11 protein-coding genes are annotated in these 15,566 nt (G+C 67.5%); 7 read left to right on the plus strand and 4 right to left on the minus strand.

The genetic code is table 11. The annotated features are described in order from the left end of the window. The first annotated feature begins 261 nt into the window (after window positions 1–261). Window positions 262–687 carry a hypothetical protein gene (locus ACIBG5_RS32195; RefSeq protein ID WP_396395274.1) on the plus strand — a complete coding sequence of 142 codons (426 nt, stop codon included), beginning with the start codon at window positions 262–264 and terminating at the stop codon, window positions 685–687. Window positions 688–959: 272 nt separating this feature from the next. Continuing rightward, window positions 960–1,283, plus strand: coding sequence for a YciI family protein (locus ACIBG5_RS32200; RefSeq protein WP_396395276.1), 324 nt, complete (start codon window positions 960–962; stop codon window positions 1,281–1,283). Window positions 1,284–1,353: 70 nt separating this feature from the next. Here ACIBG5_RS32200 and ACIBG5_RS32205 read toward each other — a convergent pair whose 3' ends face one another. Beyond that, window positions 1,354–2,838 (minus strand): alkaline phosphatase family protein, encoded by a 1,485-nt coding sequence (locus tag ACIBG5_RS32205; protein ID WP_396395277.1) that lies wholly within the window; start codon window positions 2,836–2,838, stop codon window positions 1,354–1,356. A 234-nt stretch (window positions 2,839–3,072) separates the two neighbouring features. Further along, window positions 3,073–6,663, minus strand: coding sequence for a glycosyl hydrolase 115 family protein (locus ACIBG5_RS32210; RefSeq protein ID WP_396395278.1), 3,591 nt, complete (start codon window positions 6,661–6,663; stop codon window positions 3,073–3,075). A 295-nt stretch (window positions 6,664–6,958) separates the two neighbouring features. Between ACIBG5_RS32210 and ACIBG5_RS32215 the strand changes: the two genes are divergently transcribed. Genes ACIBG5_RS32215 through ACIBG5_RS32225 form a run of 3 tightly spaced genes read left to right on the plus strand, consistent with a single transcriptional unit; the run spans window position 6,959 to window position 10,082 of the window. Further along, a complete protein-coding gene (locus ACIBG5_RS32215) occupies window positions 6,959–7,894 on the plus strand; it encodes a carbohydrate ABC transporter permease (protein ID WP_396395279.1) in 936 nt (311 codons plus the stop codon). Beyond that, entirely contained in the window at window positions 7,884–8,729 is an 846-nt protein-coding gene (locus ACIBG5_RS32220; RefSeq protein ID WP_396395280.1) for a carbohydrate ABC transporter permease, read from the plus strand. The genes ACIBG5_RS32215 and ACIBG5_RS32220 overlap by 11 nt, the downstream gene beginning before the upstream one ends. 36 nt (window positions 8,730–8,765) lie before the next feature. Then, a complete protein-coding gene (locus ACIBG5_RS32225) occupies window positions 8,766–10,082 on the plus strand; it encodes an ABC transporter substrate-binding protein (RefSeq protein ID WP_396395281.1) in 1,317 nt (438 codons plus the stop codon). 49 nt (window positions 10,083–10,131) lie between these two features. On the opposite strand, the gene ACIBG5_RS32230 is transcribed toward ACIBG5_RS32225, so the two are convergent. Next, entirely contained in the window at window positions 10,132–11,205 is a 1,074-nt protein-coding gene (locus ACIBG5_RS32230) for a LacI family DNA-binding transcriptional regulator (RefSeq protein ID WP_396395282.1), read from the minus strand. A gap of 90 nt (window positions 11,206–11,295) precedes the next feature. Between ACIBG5_RS32230 and ACIBG5_RS32235 the strand changes: the two genes are divergently transcribed. Both ACIBG5_RS32235 and ACIBG5_RS32240 read left to right on the plus strand, forming a co-directional pair. Beyond that, window positions 11,296–12,315 carry a LacI family DNA-binding transcriptional regulator gene (locus ACIBG5_RS32235; RefSeq protein WP_396395283.1) on the plus strand — a complete coding sequence of 340 codons (1,020 nt, stop codon included), beginning with the start codon at window positions 11,296–11,298 and terminating at the stop codon, window positions 12,313–12,315. A 144-nt stretch (window positions 12,316–12,459) separates the two neighbouring features. Further along, window positions 12,460–14,703, plus strand: coding sequence for a carboxypeptidase regulatory-like domain-containing protein (locus ACIBG5_RS32240; protein WP_396395284.1), 2,244 nt, complete (start codon window positions 12,460–12,462; stop codon window positions 14,701–14,703). 108 nt (window positions 14,704–14,811) lie between these two features. Here ACIBG5_RS32240 and ACIBG5_RS32245 read toward each other — a convergent pair whose 3' ends face one another. Further along, window positions 14,812–15,555, minus strand: coding sequence for a response regulator transcription factor (locus ACIBG5_RS32245; RefSeq protein WP_396395285.1), 744 nt, complete (start codon window positions 15,553–15,555; stop codon window positions 14,812–14,814). Window positions 15,556–15,566 lie beyond the last annotated feature (11 nt).

Below are 15,566 nucleotides of genomic sequence, written 5' to 3' on the forward strand. Positions count from 1 at the left end.
CCAAGTCCCGAGGACACCGAGACAACCCGGACGCCGGCACGCCCCGAAACCACGGCCCCCAGTTCCGACGACACCCAGCCGAACCCCACCCGGACGGTGACACGCACCGAAACCACCGCGCCGCCCCCAGCGCCGACCCAGACAGAGACACGCACCGAAACCCTCGCGCCGACCGAGTCTCAGGCCGCCTCTCCGACATCGCCGCCGACCTCGCCGGCCATAGCACCCACGTCGTCCGAGACATCCGATACGCCGTCCTGGGTGTGGTGGGTCCTGATCGCGTTCCTGGTTGGGCTCGCCGTGGCGATACCTCTCCTGGTGCGAAGCCGGCATCGCCGGGCCTGGTGGGACGACCTTGCCTCCGCTGAGGAGGAGGTGGCGTGGTTCGCCCGGTCGCTGATCCCCGAGCTACGCCTGACGGGGTCGGTCGAAGCAGCCGCCGGCGGCTGGGCCGTCGCCGCGAGCCGCGTGACCGCGGCCGACGACCACCTGACCGTACTGGAGGCGTCCGCACCCGACGAGTCCGCCCAAGCCCGAGCAGCCGCCCTTCGAGACGCCGTACGCTCCGGGCGGGTTCGCATGGAAGCCCTCCGCGAATCCAGCACCGCCGAAACAATGTCACGAGACCTGGACGCGGTAGCCGCCGACCTGGAGGCAGCCCTGACACCACCAAGTCCAGCGGCGTGACGGTCGTCGGGCTCTCAGTTTCTGCAGGGCTTGGCGAACGTGGGTGACAACGCCCAGGAGAAGTGTCCGCTGAGTTGACGCACCACCGGCCATGTGCCGCGAACTTCAGCTCCAGTACCGGAGCGGGCTCGGGCAGGAGCCGCGACGACGCGAGGTCATCCGGCGTGAACAGGATTCGGCCCGGAGCTGTCGGATCTGCGCCATCGTGCTCGTAGTAAGGGTGAGCGGCTGTCCAGGAGGGGCGCCGTCCGAGCAACAGGAGATGATCCGAGATGCGGTACCTAGTTTCCGCGATCGACGACGAGACCAGTTCCGCCGGCCCGGGCGATCCGCATGCCCCGGGCGCGTACAACAGCCGGCTCGAGGCCGCGGGGCACCTGGTCTTCGTCGGCGGCCTCGCAGCGCCCGGCACAGCCACGGTCATTGACAACCGGAACGGGAAACCGCTGTTCACCGACGGACCGTACCTGGAGTCGAAGGAGTACCTCGGCGGCTTCTGGGTCATCGAGGTACCCGACCTCGACACAGCACACAGGCTGGCCGCCGAGGCCTCCAAAGCCTGCAACCGCAAGGTCGAGGTACGCCCGTTCCAATGACCCGCAACAGCACGAACGGCCACGTGACGCGGCGGCCGCTCCCGGCGTGCGGGAGCGGCCGTTTGCGTCGTCAGCTGACGTGCGGGCGGTGGCCCGGCTCCTGGCGGGGGACGGACTGCTGGCTGCCGGGGATGGTCGGCAGCGGCAGCTGGGAGGCCTGGTACTGGGCGAGGTTGTACTGACCGGTGGTGTCCGGCAGGGTCGGCGCGTGTTTCGAGTCGCCGAACCGGAACGCGCCGGTCAGGTCGCCGACGGTCTCCCGACGCCAGTCGCTGATGTTGGTCTCCTTCACGCCGGTGATGCGTTCCAGGAAGCGCAACTGCGAGGTGTGGTCGGAGGTCTCGGAGAAGACGTAGCCGCCGGTCGTCCACGGCGAGACGATGATGCACGGGACCCGGAAGCCCAGTCCGACCGGCAGGCCGGCGCCGTCCACCCCGGTGTTGGAGGTCTTGAACACGAACTCGTCGGGCGTGCCGGGCTTGGGGGTCGGCGGTACGACGTGGTCGAACATGCCGTCGTTCTCGTCGTACGACAGGATGAACACCGTCTTGGCCCACACCTCGGGGTTGGCGGCGATGGCGTCGATCTTGCCGGCCACGAAGGTCGCCCCGGCGGCAGGCAGCGCGGCCGGGTGCTCGTCGAAGCCCGACGGCGGGAGGATCCAGCTCACGGTGGGCAGTTGGTCGTTCATCGCGTCGTACTCGAACTGGCCCATCGGCTGGGTGACCATGCCGTTGTCGTACAGCGGGTCGCCGGGCTGCGCGCTGCCGAACTGCTTCCACTTGCTGATCGACGCCGCTCCGGTCTGGCCGCCGGGCTGGCGGTAGACCTTCCAGCTGACGCCCGCCTTCTGCAGCCGCTCGGGGTACGTCGTCCAGCTGAACTGGTTCGCCGGGCCGCCGGTGGTCAGCGACGGTCCGCCGGCCAGGCCGTTGGGGTCGAGCGTGCCCGACATCCACATGTGCCGGTTCGGGGCCGTCGGGCCGAGGACCGAGCAGTGGTAGCCGTCGAGGATGGTGAAGGCCTCGGCGAGGGCGAACTGGAACGGGATGTCCTCGCGGGTGAAGTACCCCATCGTGTACTGGCCGTCGGTGGCGCCGTCGGAGGCCATGTGGGCGGGCACCCAGTTGTCGTTCTTCCCGCCGTTCAGCGCCTCGTGCTGCACGGTCCATTCGTGGCTCATCGACGGGATCGCCTGGGCGGCGGTGATCTTGGTGTTCAGCCGGTAGGGCAGCAGGTAGCCGTCCGGGTTCGACGGGTCCGGCTGGTAGAACACGTTCCGGCCGTTGGGCAGTCGCGCCGCGCGGGGGTCGCTGAAGCCCCGTACGCCGGACAGCGTCCCGTAGTAGTGGTCGAAACTGCGGTTCTCCTGCATGAGCATGACGACGTGCTTGATGTCCTTCAGCCCACCGTGCTTCGGGGGCGGTGACGCGAGCGCCGTACGGACGTTCGGCGGCAGCGCGAGCGAGGCCGCGGCCAGGCTGGCCGCCGCGGCGCCAGTGCCGAGCAGCCGGCGCCGGCTCATGCCCGCGGGTGCGTCAGGGGAGTCGTTCATGGTTACCTCACATCGACAGTCGAGTACGCCGCAACCGGCGCCCTGCGATCGTCGACCTCCGACCTGACCCACCGCTGATACCTTGATGGCGCGTTACCAAACGAACGGCAACCAACACCACCCACCACGAACCAAACCTCAGCAATAGTTGAGATCCACGCCCTCGTGACCCACGGCAGCAACAAAGATGCCATAGGCAACCGAGTGCGCGATGCCCGTCTTCGGGCGTTCAGGTCAGTGGCGGCTGCTCGCGGACCAGTCCGCATCCGCGGGCGGGACCTCATCGCCGGTTGTCAGGTACAGCCGGTCGATGCGGAGCCCGGACTTGCGGGCGAGAATCGACAGCACGTGTCGTCCGGGGCGCAGCTCCACCTCGGACAGCAGCGTCCACAGCCAGATCTGCTGGGTTCCGAAGCTGTACAGGTTTCCACCCGAGTACTGCGCGTCGAGCGACAGCGGGGTTCCGTCGACCGCAAGCCAGCACGAGTCGTCGTCGCGGTCGTCGTATTTCGCCAGCAACCACACGTGGTAGCTGCCCTGCTTCGTGACTTCCACGGAGTAGTGCAGCCCTGGAGCCCGCACCGGGTCGTCCCAGCGGAGGCCTCGCTCGGCGATGTGCACGGCCAGTCCGGAACCACCGCCGGTCTCGGCCTGCGTGTGAGACCAGGTCACCGGTTCCGCATCGAGGCTCGGTGTCGTCCATGCGCTGGCCTGGTTGACGAGCGCGTACTCCGCCTCGAGCGCGAGGACACCGCCCTCCTCGACCACGACGCCGGCACCGAGATCCTCGAGGACGTTCTTCGTCCCGTCGTCACGGGTCCAGGAGTGCGGTGCGGCGAGGGTCTCCTGGGCCACCGCCTGGTTGGGCTTGAACGTTGTGTCTGTGTCCCAGAATCCGTGTCCGGCGTACACGACCGGCGGCGGTGGCACCGCGTCGGGATCGGTGCGGTAGATGTCTCGTGCGACGCGGGCGAGCTCTTGCTCGTCGACTAGGTCGGGCGCCGGCTCCGGTATCGATCGTGTCGGCCGTGCGGTGTGCTGACTGAACTGCGGGCCGAGGTTGGAACTGCGCCGCGTACCGGTGTAGATCACGAGTTTGGAGACGGCCACGCCCGGATCGACGGCCTGGATGCGGAGGGTGTGCCGGCCGGCGTCGAGATAGGGCAGCCGAGCCTGGAGAAGCTCGACGTTGTCCAGTACGGCGGTCGTCCAGGCGCCGCGGTACTCGTCGGTGGTCGGCGATTCGATCACTACCGGCGCGGCATCGTCGACGCTGACTGCGACCCGGATCCGGCCGGTGGCGTCGAGGGTGGGAAGCCGGTGGAGTTCGAGCAGATGCGCTCCGGCAGTGACGAGGTGTACGTCGTACTCCAGAACGGCATCGCGGTCTCCGCGGGCGACCGCTGCACTGTTGTCGTACCGCCCGAGATGGGGCACCGTCGCCCACGACGACGAGGCACCGTCGAGACGGCGCTCGGGCAGCGACGGATCGATCGAGAGGTACCCGTCGGCCTCGACGGAGCCGATGAACCCCGGATCGGGAGCGGGGACGGACGGGACGCTCACCGTGACGGCGACCTCCGTGTCGTCGTCGAGGTTGCGGACCACGATCGTTCCTGACTGCCCGCGCCGGGCCTGCGCGTCCGGCACACTCACCGAGAGACGAGCCTCGGTGTCGATGACGCCAGACAGAGCGGAGACCTCGATCCAGTCGTCGGCGGCGACCTGGTATTTCAGGCCGCCTGCACCGGTGGTGAAGACCTCGAGCCATTTGGTGGTGGCGCCGTACGGCCAGAAATCGAGTCGGGGGTCCTCGGTCGCTACGTCGTCGCCCCACGGCAGTACGCCGAGACCGGGTGCGCCGATCGACAGGGCCGGCTTTGCCGCTGGGTACAGAGCCATCACCGGCGGCGGGAACTCGTCGGGAGTGAAAATGTGTGCCCACTTCCCGCCCGACATCGTGTGGTTGTAGTAGTGCACCGCCGCCCGCTTGTGGCTGTCGAACGAGCGCGACAACGTCAGGTAGTGGTCGGCGGCAGACACCTTGCCCTGATCGAAGGCGAGTGTGCTGCGGTCGGCGTACCGGAACTGCGCGCTGGTCAGATAGGCGAGGTGGATCTTGATGCCGATGAGCTGGAAGAAGGCGTCCCGCTCGTCGGCGGGCAGGGCGCCGTGGATCTCGTTGGTCCGCACGTACAGGCGGTGCAGGGCGTCCAGCCGGCGTCCGGCCTCGTCGCCGTACCCGGACTGCGTGAACGTGTTCGCGCTCAGGTGCTCGATCTTGCGCTGGTTGGCCAGCTGGTAGTACTCGGCGTACAGGTGGGCGATGTGCGGGCCGTGGCCGCCGGAGAACGTCTTGGCCGCCCACTGCTCGACGAAGCCGACGACATCGGCGGTGGAAGACTCCTTGCCGGCCTCCCAGGCGGATCGCAGGAAGAACTCCGTCTCGATCTCCAGCGGTTTGAGCCCACCGACGTTGTCGACCCAGAGCCGGCGGATCCCGTGGTCCCATGCCTTGGTCAGCTCATGGCGCATGAGCGCGAGTGGAGTCGAGGACGTCGCGAGGTAGCTGCGTGGCGGCTGTGACCAGTAGGAGGAGTGGTAGTACAAGCCGTGGCCGCCGGAGCGTTCGCGCTCTTCCCCGGAGGGGAAACGGCGGATGTAGCCGAAGTTGTCGTCGGCCCACACGATAGTCACGTCATCGGGTACGCGCAGGCCCGCGTCGTACAGCGGCAGAACCTCCTTGTACGGGATGAAGATTTGGGGTACCTCGTCAGCGCGGTCGCTGAGCTCGTGGGCGAGCAGCGCGCGCTGGTCGGCGATGACCTGCTCGAGCAGACGGACCCGCGCCGTGTGTTTCTCCGACTCGCTCAGCGCGCCGTCGGCGTCGATGGCCGCGGTGGAGAACCCGTAGTCGTGGATGCCGCGCATGCCCACGGTCCAGGTGACCTCGAAGCCACGGTTCTGCTCGATGCTTCCGCGCCAGTACTCGAGCAGCTTGCCCCGATTGCGGCCCGGCAACGAGTAGTCGTACACGACAGGCTCACCTTGGCCGGCGACCCATGGGTCGAACTCGTGTTCGTTCGAGCGCAGCAGCATGTCGCAGTGGCTGCCGCCGATCACGATGCCCATCGCGTGAGCCAGCCGGCCGTTGGCCGGGTCCTGATTGAACGCGTTGACGTGCATCGCCGGCCACAGGTAGTTCCCCTTGAGGCGCAGCAGGAGTTCGAAGACGCGCCGATAGGTCTCCGGTCCGATCGTGCGGTCAGCGGTGTGGCTGCGAGCCCAGGCGTCGAGCTCCTCCTCGTCGTTCAGGAAGATCCCGCGGTACCGGACGGACGGCCAATCGGCCCTGGTTCCGCGCACGATGGTGACGTGCTCGCGCCGGCGGACCGGAACGTCGCCCCACCAGTGCCACGGCGAGACTCCGATCGCCTCGCACAGGTCGTAGATGCCGAAGATCGTGCCGCGCCGGTCGGCGCCGGCGAGGTAGACCGCGTCCGGGCCGGCCTGGATCACGAACCCTTCCCAGCGCAACCCGTCACCGGGCGCCGTGAGCGCCGAGACGTCCAGGTCGCCGCGGGCGATCGCTTCGTCGATCGCCGGTGACACCCCGATGGTCCCGATCACCAGCCGCGCCCCGGCTGCCTGCGCCGAGATCGTCGCGTGGGCTCCGCAGACCGTCTCCAGGTCCCGGCAGAGGTCTTGGGCGGCGCGACGGACGGCCCTGTCCTCGGCGCCGGCGAGCGCGACGGTTGTCGCCTGATCGCGCGCTGCGACAAGGGTTCCGCCGTCGCGGCTTTCAGCGACATAGCTGCTGGTCATGGCATCTCCGATGGTGTCCAAGGTGCGACATGGAACCGTCACGTCAGATGACGCGCTCACTGCGATGGCCGAATCAACTTAGCTGAGCTCAACACCGACGATTTCCAGGGTTCTCGCTGACTGGACAGTGAGCATAGGCGATGTTGACGAACTCTGGAACCGTTGTCATGATGGCCGCAGTTCCAGAGTGTTGTCACCGGGGATCGGCCGGCGCCGCGGCATGCCGTTCCCTCGAGCAGAGGAGTGGTGCGATGGGCGACGAGGCTGACCAGCCGTCGCTGAGAGGCGGGGACGCATGAGCGTTGCCGAGTTGCAGCAGCTGACGAGACGCCGGGGCGGGCCGAGAGCCAAGGGCGACACGCCCGACAACAAGGCAGCCCTGATTTTCCTCGGGCCCTGGCTGGTCGGAGTGGTTGCGCTGACGATCGGCCCCCTGATCGCCTCGCTGTACCTCGCCTTCACGAACTACAACCTGCTGCAGGACCCGAAGTTCGTCGGTCTGGACAACTTCGTCCGGATGTTCTCCGACGATCGGCTGCATCATTCGCTGAGGGTCACGTTCGTCTACGTGCTGGTCGGTGTGCCTGGCCAGCTGATCGTGGCGCTCGCCCTGGCGATCCTGCTGGACAGTGGCATGCGCGGGCTCACGTTCTACCGGTCGGCGTTCTACCTGCCGTCCCTGTTGGGGTCGAGCGTCGCGATCGCCGTACTGTGGCGGCTGATCTTCGGCGGCGAAGGACTCTTCAACAGCGTCCTCGGCTTCTTCGGCCTGCAGACTCACACCAGCTGGATCGCCAACCCGGGTACGTCGCTGTGGACGATCATCGTGCTGCACATCTGGACGTTCGGTTCACCGATGGTGATCTTCCTGGCCGGCCTGCGGCAGATTCCCCGCGAGCTCTATGAGGCCGCCTCCACCGACGGCGCGGGAACGTGGCGCACCTTCACCTCGATCACCCTGCCGCTGCTGACTCCGATCATCTTCTTCAACCTCGTGCTGGCGATCATCAACTCGTTCCAGGCGTTCACGCAGGCCTTCGTGGTGTCGGGCGGCACCGGCGGTCCCAGCGATTCGACCTTGTTCTACACGCTGTACCTGTACCAGGAGGGCTTCGGCTCGTTCCGGATGGGGTACGCGTCCGCGCTGGCCTGGCTGCTGGTCGTGATCGTCGGCGCCTTCACCGCGATCAACTTCTGGGCCTCGAAGTACTGGGTGCACTATGACGACTGAGACTTGGTGGACCCGGACCCGGCTGATCGCGCGGCAGGTCCTGATGATCGCGGCCGTGGTGCTTGCGCTGTATCCCGTGCTCTGGATGCTCGTCAGCTCGCTGCGGCCGGACGGGCACATCTTCTCCAACCCGTCGCTGCTGCTGAACACGTTCGAGACCTCGAACTACACCCGTGGCTGGTCGGCGCTCACCCGGCCGTTCAGTACCTATCTGCTGAACTCGGCGGTCGTGGTGCTGGGCGCGATCATCGGCAACCTGGTGACCTGCTCGATGGCTGCCTACGCCTTCGCGCGACTGAGGTTCCGGTTCCAGAAGCCGGCGTTCGCGTTGATGCTGCTGATGATCATGATCCCGATCCATGTCGTGATCGTTCCGCAGTACGTGATCTGGGCGCAGGCGCACCTGATCAACACGTTCTGGCCGCTGATCGTCCCGAAGTTCCTGGCCACGGACGGCTTCTTCGTCTTCCTGATGGTCCAGTTCATCCGCGGGCTACCGCGGGAACTGGACGAGGCCGCCCGGATCGACGGTGCGGGCCACGGCCGGATCTTCTTCCAGATCCTGTTGCCGCTCATGACCCCGGCCCTGGCGACCACGGCCATCTTCACCTTCATCTGGACCTGGAACGACTTCTTCAGCCAGCTGATCTACCTGACCGATCCCAACCTCTACACGGTGCCGGTCGCGCTGCGGTCGTTCGTCGACGCACAGTCGCAGTCGTCGTACGGCTCGATGTTCGCCATGAGCGTCGTCTCGGTCATCCCTTTGTTCCTCGCGTTCACCTTCGGGCAGAAGTACTTGATCCGCGGCATCGCGACCACCGGCGGCAAGTAGCCGGGCACCTTCCATCCAGAAAGCAGGACAACAGCCATGCGTTTGAGAATTCGACGCGCTGCCGCCGGCGCGGTCACGATCGCTCTGGCCTCCCTCGGTCTGGCCGCTTGTGGCGTCGGCACCGACGCCGGGTCGGGCAAGCCGGCCGAGCTCAGCCAGGATGACGTGAACCTCCGGGTCAACTGGTGGGGCGGCGACGCCCGGACCAAGCTGACCCAGACCGCGATCGCCGCATTCGAGAAGAAGCATCCGACCATTCACGTCACCGGCGAGTTCTCCGACTGGAACGGCTACTGGGACAAGCTCGCCACCGCGACGGCCGGCGGGAACTCTCCCGACGTCATCCAGATGGATCAGCTCTACCTCGCCTCGTACGCCGACCGCGGCGCGCTGACCGACCTGTCCAAGATCAGCCAACTCAACACGTCCGCTCTCGACGCGTCCGTGCTCGGGATGGGGCGGACCAAGGACGGCCTGTACGCGATGCCGATCTCCACCACGGCGTTCGGTCTGCTGGTCAACAAGGACACCCTCGACAAGCTCGGCATCTCGCTCCCCGACACGAACACCTGGACCTGGGACCAGTTCGACGCGTTCGCGCGGTCGATCACGGACAAGTCCGGCGGCAAGGTGTACGGCACGACCCCGTGGGGCAACGAGTACTCGCTGGAACTCGCCGCCCGGCAGGCCGGCGACCAGATGTTCAAGGACGGCCAGATCGTCATCAAGCCCGAGACGGTGGCCGGCTACTTCCAGCGGGCCCTCGACTGGTCCAAGGACGGCGCCTCGCAGCCGGCGTCCCAGTTCGCCGAGCAGGCCTCGGCGACTCTCGAACAGTCCGACTTCGCCACCGGCAAATCCGCGATGATCTTCACCCAGGTGTCCCAGCTGACGGCGTACGCCAAGGCCGCGGGGGATGCGAACGTCGTCGTCGCCAAGCTGCCGACCGATGCGAACGCCGGCAAGTACTTCTACTTCAAGCCGGGCATGTACTGGTCCGTTTCCGCCAAGAGTCCACACCCGGCCGAGGCCGCCCTGTTCGTCGACTTCATGGTCAACGACCCGGACGCGGGGGCCATTCTCGGCACCGAACGTGGACTGCCCGCCAATCCCACGGTCGTCAAGGCGATCACCGGCCACCTGGACGCCAATGACAAGAAGGTCGTCGACTACACCGACGCCATGACGCCCGACCTGGGGCAGGCCCCGGAGATCGTCCCGAACGGCGCCAGCGACACCGACACCCTGATCCTTCGCTACCTGCAGGACGTGCTCTTCGGCAAGAAGACGCCGCAGCAGGCCGCCGACGGACTGATCGGCGAGCTCAAGTCAGGAATCAGCGCCGCACAGTAGGACGCGCTGGTACGGCGTGGGTCCAGCCGGCTCACGCCGTACCGTCATGTCATCCACGCGGTGGGGTGCTCGCGCGGACCGTGATGCGGGCCTCGAAGTGCTCGGCCCGCCGCTGTTCCACGGGAACGGACGTCGCCATGTCCACCACAGCCGCTCCGACGGCCTCCAGTGCGAGGTTCACGCTGGTCAGACCTGGAGTGACGTCATCGGCGTCGACGACGTCGTCGAAGCCTGCCACGCCGATGTCGGTGCCCGGAACGAGCCCGATCGTCCGCATCGCGCTCATTGCCCCGAGGGCCATGGTGTCGGTCGCCGCGACCAGCGCGTCGACGTCCGCGCGGCGGGCCGACAGCAACTCGGTCGCCGCTGCGTACCCGCCTTCGCGCGACATCGGAACGTCACGCAGGTGTGCGACGTGGTCGACGTGAACTCCCGTTTGCCGGGCTCCCTCGGCGATCCCGGTCTCCCAGGACCGGACGCCCGACGAGTCCCCGTCCGGCCGGATCAACGCGACCGAGCGGTAGCCGAGCTCGGCGAGCGAGGTGATCAGGAGCCGGGCGCCTTCGCGCCGGGGAACGATCGCCGTGTCGAAAGGCAGTTCGTCCTCGCCGGCCACGACGATGCGGCCGCCGTCGCGCTCGTACCGCTCGAGCTCGCGCAAGAGCGCCGCGTGCGAGGTGTTCGTGCCGCCCCGGGCTCCGGCGAGCACGAGGGCCAGTGGTCGCTGGCTGCGCAGCATCCGGATGACCCGGACCTCGTCGTCGGCGGCGTGCTCGGTCCCGCTGATCGTGACCATCAGGCCGCGGTGCCGAGCCGCGTTGATCGCCCCGTGGACCAACTGGGCGTTGTACGGGTCGCGGATGTCCGAGACCACCATGGCGATCGTCGGGGTCGCGCCGGTCGTGGTCGCGCGAGCCGACGAGTTCGGGCGGTACCCCAGCTTGGTCGCGGCGTCGTGGACTCGCAGGCGCGCGTCGTCGGTCACGTAGCGAGACGCCGGATCCAGGGCTCGCGATGCCGTCGCCAGACCGACGCCCGCCGCCTTGGCGACGTCCCGCAAGGTGACGACGGGACGCCTGGCCCCGGATCGAGTCGTTGCTCCGTCGTCATTGTCTTTGGCCACGCAATGATTGTCCCATCGCGTCCCTGAGCGATGCTATGACCATGCACGCAGTCGCCGGCCCGGGCCGGCGTGACGATCGGAGTCGAATCGGTGGCAGCTGACCAGCCGACGGGCACCGCAACCCTCCGGGACGTTGCGAGGGTGGCAGGTGTGTCGCCGTCGACGGCCTCCAGGGTCCTCAACGGCGGCGGCCGCGCGGTCAGCGACGATCTCTCGGTGCGTGTCCTGGCTGTGGCCGACGCCCTCGGCTACGTGAGTAATCAGGCAGCTCGTGCGCTGCGTGGCCAGCGCTCGGGAGTCGTCCTACTGGGCGGTGATCCGCGCACCGCCTCCATCGCCGCGATGGGTGCCGGCATGGAGGAAGCCGGTCGTGAGCGGGACGTTGCCGTCAGCATCACCGCGGTCGGGCCCGACGCGGAGACGCACCTTGCGGCGCTACGGATCCTGCGTGGCCTGCGTCCGCTGGCCCTGGTCGTGACCAGCGCCAGCTTCGTCGGTACGGACCGGGAGTTGATCCTCGCCGAACTCGAGGCCGCCCATCGTGAAGGGGCGAACGTGGTGTTCATCGGCGAGCACGACTACGACTTCCCCGCCGTACGGTTCGATGACGTCGAGATCGGCCACCTCGTCGCGCGTCATATGGCGTCGCTCGGGCGCCGCCGGCCGGCGATCCTGACCTCGGCCGGCCACCCGGCCATGGAGGGCCGCACCCAGGGGTTCCTCGAAGCCCTTGCGGCGGCGGGGTACGACCGCGATGCCATCGCCGTCGAGAGCGTCGAGATCTCGCGAGAGGGCGGCCGTACGGCGACCAGGCGGTTGCTCGAGCGCGCCGAGAAGCCGGACATGCTCCTGGCCGGCAACGACGTGCTGGCGATCGGAGCGATCCATGAGGCCCACGAGGCAGGGCTGAACGTCCCGCGGGACATCGCCGTGTCCGGCGTCGACGACATCCCGATCGCCCGTGACATCACCCCGCCTCTGACCACTGTCTCGCTGCCCTTCATGGAGGCGGGGAGGGCGGCGCTCGCCATGGCCCTGGACGGCGACGACCAGCCCGACATCCATCTGCAGAGCCGCCTGATCATCCGCGACAGCACTGTCCCGGCCTGACCCCTGCACTCCTGCGGCCCGTTGTGGAACCGTTGTCTGATGGATGTCCGCTTCTGGTCAGATTCTCTTGTTCGCGCCGTTGACGGAGATTGGAACCGTTGGCACACTCGGCAAGGGATCGGCGAACAGGGAGGAACAGGAACCATGACCAAAGTGAGGCGTTGGGTCACGCACCTCGTCGTACCGGCAGTCGGTGTGACGATGGTCGTCGCCGGTGCGGCTCCCGCATCCGCAGCGCTGCCGGCAGAGTCGCCGAAGTCGGCGCCTTCGTTCGCCGGGTACACCGACAAGACCGCTCTGAAGACCGAGGGGCGCAGCGTCGTGGACAACGGCGCGCTTCCCGTCGTGGACGGCTCGGCACCGCCGAGACGGGGCGGGACCACCTATTACGTCGACTCCGTCGGCGGTGACGACACGGCGAAGGGCCAGTCGCCGTCGACTGCCTGGAAGACGTTGGCGAAGGTCAACGCGACGGCGTTCGGACCTGGTGACCGGATTCTGCTGAGGGCCGGCAGTTCGTGGAGCGCCGAGGGTGACCAGGTTGCCAAGGAGGCGTACGACTACACCCAGTGGACGGCCGGCCAGCCGACGGACGTCGCAGGCACCGACCCGACCGCGCTGCTGGCGCCGAAGGGCTCCGGCTCGGCCGCCAGGCCGATCATCTTGTCGAGCTACGGTGACGGCGCTGCCCCCGAGCTGAACGGCCGCGGGGTCGTCAACGACGTATTGCAGTTGAAGAACCAGGAGCACTGGGACATCTCGAACGTCGAGATCAGCAACGTGACGGACGGCTTCGATCCGTCGAAGTTCCAGCCTGGCAAGAACCAGGGGCTGTTGCCGGGGGAGGAGAACCCCTTGACCGGCGACCTGCGCGGCATCCACGTGCAGGCCGAGAACTCGGGGACGCTCGCGGGGTACAGCATCCACAACGTCTTCGTCCACGACGTCAGCGGCGTCATGTGGTCGATCGGCAGCACCGGACTCGACCGCTCGAAACGTACCGGAGGCATCCTGTTCGAGGGCCTCAAGGGTGACGCGCAGACGGTCTCGCAGTTCGAGGACATCACGGTGAAGGACAACTATGTCGCGAACACCGCGTTCGCGAACGTGATCTTCAAGCAGTTCTCCGGGATGGGCGAGAACCGCTACAAGGACGTCGAACCCGGCTGGGGCGACCGCGCCGTCGGCAAGGCCGCGAACGACGGCACCGTCACGGCCGACCCGGACTGGCGCCCCCATCAGAACATCGAGGTCTCGGGCAACTACCTGACCAACCGGGACACGCAGTACGGCTGGGACTCGCTCTATCTGACCAGCGTCCAGCGCGCCACCGTTGAGGGCAACGTCATCGACGGCGCGGGCGTGTCGGGCATCGAGATGTACTACACGGACAATGTCGTCGTCCAGAACAATGAGGTCGCCGAACTGGAGACGCGCGTCAACGCCGCCGACTCGAACGGAATCGACCCGGACCGCGGCTCGACGAATATCCTTGTCCAGGGCAACTACATTCACGACTCCGGTGAGGGCGTCCTGCTGTGCGGCTTCGGCTTCGGCTCGGCGGTGGTGCGGTACAACATCATCCAGGACGTCGACCGGAACTACGTCAACCCGCACGGCGACAGCGGCGTGAACGTCGTCTACAACAACCTGATGTACAACACGCAGCGGCCGGTGAAGAACAACACCGTCGGATTCTTCGAGTCCTCGGGGTCCGCGAGCTCGATCCTGATCGCGAAGAACGCGCACTACGTCCTGAACAACGTGTTCGTCAATACCCGGGCAGATGTCACGGCCGCCCAGTTCCGAGCCGCCTATCCCGGCGTCCGGTTCAGCAACAACGCGTACTACGGCCCGCAGGTTTCCGCGCCGGGCGAGGACCCGAACGCGATCACCGCGGATCCTCGGTTGGGTGGCAACCCGGAAACCGACGTCGCGAACGCGGCGCCCGTGTCGAGCAGTTCACCGCTGATCTCGGCAGGTACCACGGTCGATCTGTCCGCGATCGCGCCCGGCTTCGACGCGACCGGGAACGCTCGCACGACCCAGTTGCCGCTGCGCGTCGACTTCTCCGCTGCAGACGTGACCACGCCACCCACGGTCGGGCCGGCGTCGTACCGCCCCGCTGACGGCAATGGCCTGCTGACCGGCATGGTCATGGCCCAGGACGGTCACGCCGTACCCGGCGCCACTGTCGCCTTCGATCGCGGCGCTACGATCACCGACGCTCGTGGCCGATACGTGATCGAGGTCTCCGCCGGCAAGTACACCCTGACCCCATCGGCCGAGGGGTTCGAGGACGGACAGGGCGTCAAGCTGCGAGTCCGCGACGGCGCAACGCTCCGCGCCGACCTGACTCTGGGCGGAACAGTAGACAACGGCCGCTAGCACTTCGGTCCTGAGGATGGCAGCGGTGGACGGGGTTTGAGGTGAGGAGAGCCTCCGGTTGTGGTGTGGCCTGTCGAGCCCCCAACCGGAGGTTCTCGTCTCGGCCGGCTACTCCAGCCCGGCGGTGCTCATGGTTGTCACGGCGGCGGTCCGGCTGGTGACGCCGAGTCGCTCGTAGATGTGGTTCAGATGCGTACGTACGGTTCCCTCTGACAGCTGCATCCGCCGCGCGATCTGCGTGTTGGTGTAGCCCTCGGCAACGTACTGGAGGAGCTCGAGCTGGCGCGGGGTCAGTGCCGCGGGTGCTCGGCGGCGGCGCTCGGCGCTTCGGTACGCCGCGATCAGGTGCGGCCGCAGCAGCGTGAGCACCAGCCGGTCCCGCTCGTCGTAGTCGCGGCCCGGACCGCGCCACAGATACAGCCGGGTGGAGTGTCCGGGTACGTCGGGTAGGTAGACCATCAGCGCCCGCATGCGCCCGAAGCCGTAGTCGATGCCCATCGGGCTCGCCCGCCACTGGCGGTCGGAGACGAAGTCGCTCAACTTGGTCACGTTGATGATGTCGCCAGTGCGCTGCGCGTAGTTACAAGCGTCCGACGTCTTGTCGAGCTCCCAGTAGTGCGGGTCCGGAGGGTCGTTGCCGATCGCTACGAACCGGGACTCGCCGAGGACCTGCTCGAGTACGAACTCTTCCTGAGCGGGCCGGTCACGGCACAGCTTCATGGAGTCGCTGTGGAACAGGTCGCGCATGCACTCCATCAACTCCCACGGCAACCCGGGGCCGGGATCGTCCACCTTCAAGGCGAGCAGGTCGCGCATCGCATCCAGGTCCCGCCCGCTGATGCCGTCCGCCATGACTCCCTCCC

Origin of the sequence: Kribbella sp. NPDC050241 (genome assembly GCF_044459685.1) — a bacterium.
Classification (GTDB): domain Bacteria; phylum Actinomycetota; class Actinomycetes; order Propionibacteriales; family Kribbellaceae; genus Kribbella.

Excerpts from the sequence above, each read along its gene's own strand:
- ACIBG5_RS32220 (WP_396395280.1), top strand. The coding sequence starts at position 7,884 with ATGACGACTGAGACTTGGTGGACCCGGACCCGGCTGATCGCGCGGCAG.
- ACIBG5_RS32245 (WP_396395285.1), bottom strand. The coding sequence starts at position 15,555 with ATGGCGGACGGCATCAGCGGGCGGGACCTGGATGCGATGCGCGACCTG.
- ACIBG5_RS32215 (WP_396395279.1), top strand. The coding sequence starts at position 6,959 with ATGAGCGTTGCCGAGTTGCAGCAGCTGACGAGACGCCGGGGCGGGCCG.
- ACIBG5_RS32210 (WP_396395278.1), bottom strand. The coding sequence starts at position 6,663 with ATGACCAGCAGCTATGTCGCTGAAAGCCGCGACGGCGGAACCCTTGTC.
- ACIBG5_RS32200 (WP_396395276.1), top strand. The coding sequence starts at position 960 with ATGCGGTACCTAGTTTCCGCGATCGACGACGAGACCAGTTCCGCCGGC.
- ACIBG5_RS32205 (WP_396395277.1), bottom strand. The coding sequence starts at position 2,838 with ATGAACGACTCCCCTGACGCACCCGCGGGCATGAGCCGGCGCCGGCTG.
- ACIBG5_RS32240 (WP_396395284.1), top strand. The coding sequence starts at position 12,460 with ATGACCAAAGTGAGGCGTTGGGTCACGCACCTCGTCGTACCGGCAGTC.
- ACIBG5_RS32225 (WP_396395281.1), top strand. The coding sequence starts at position 8,766 with ATGCGTTTGAGAATTCGACGCGCTGCCGCCGGCGCGGTCACGATCGCT.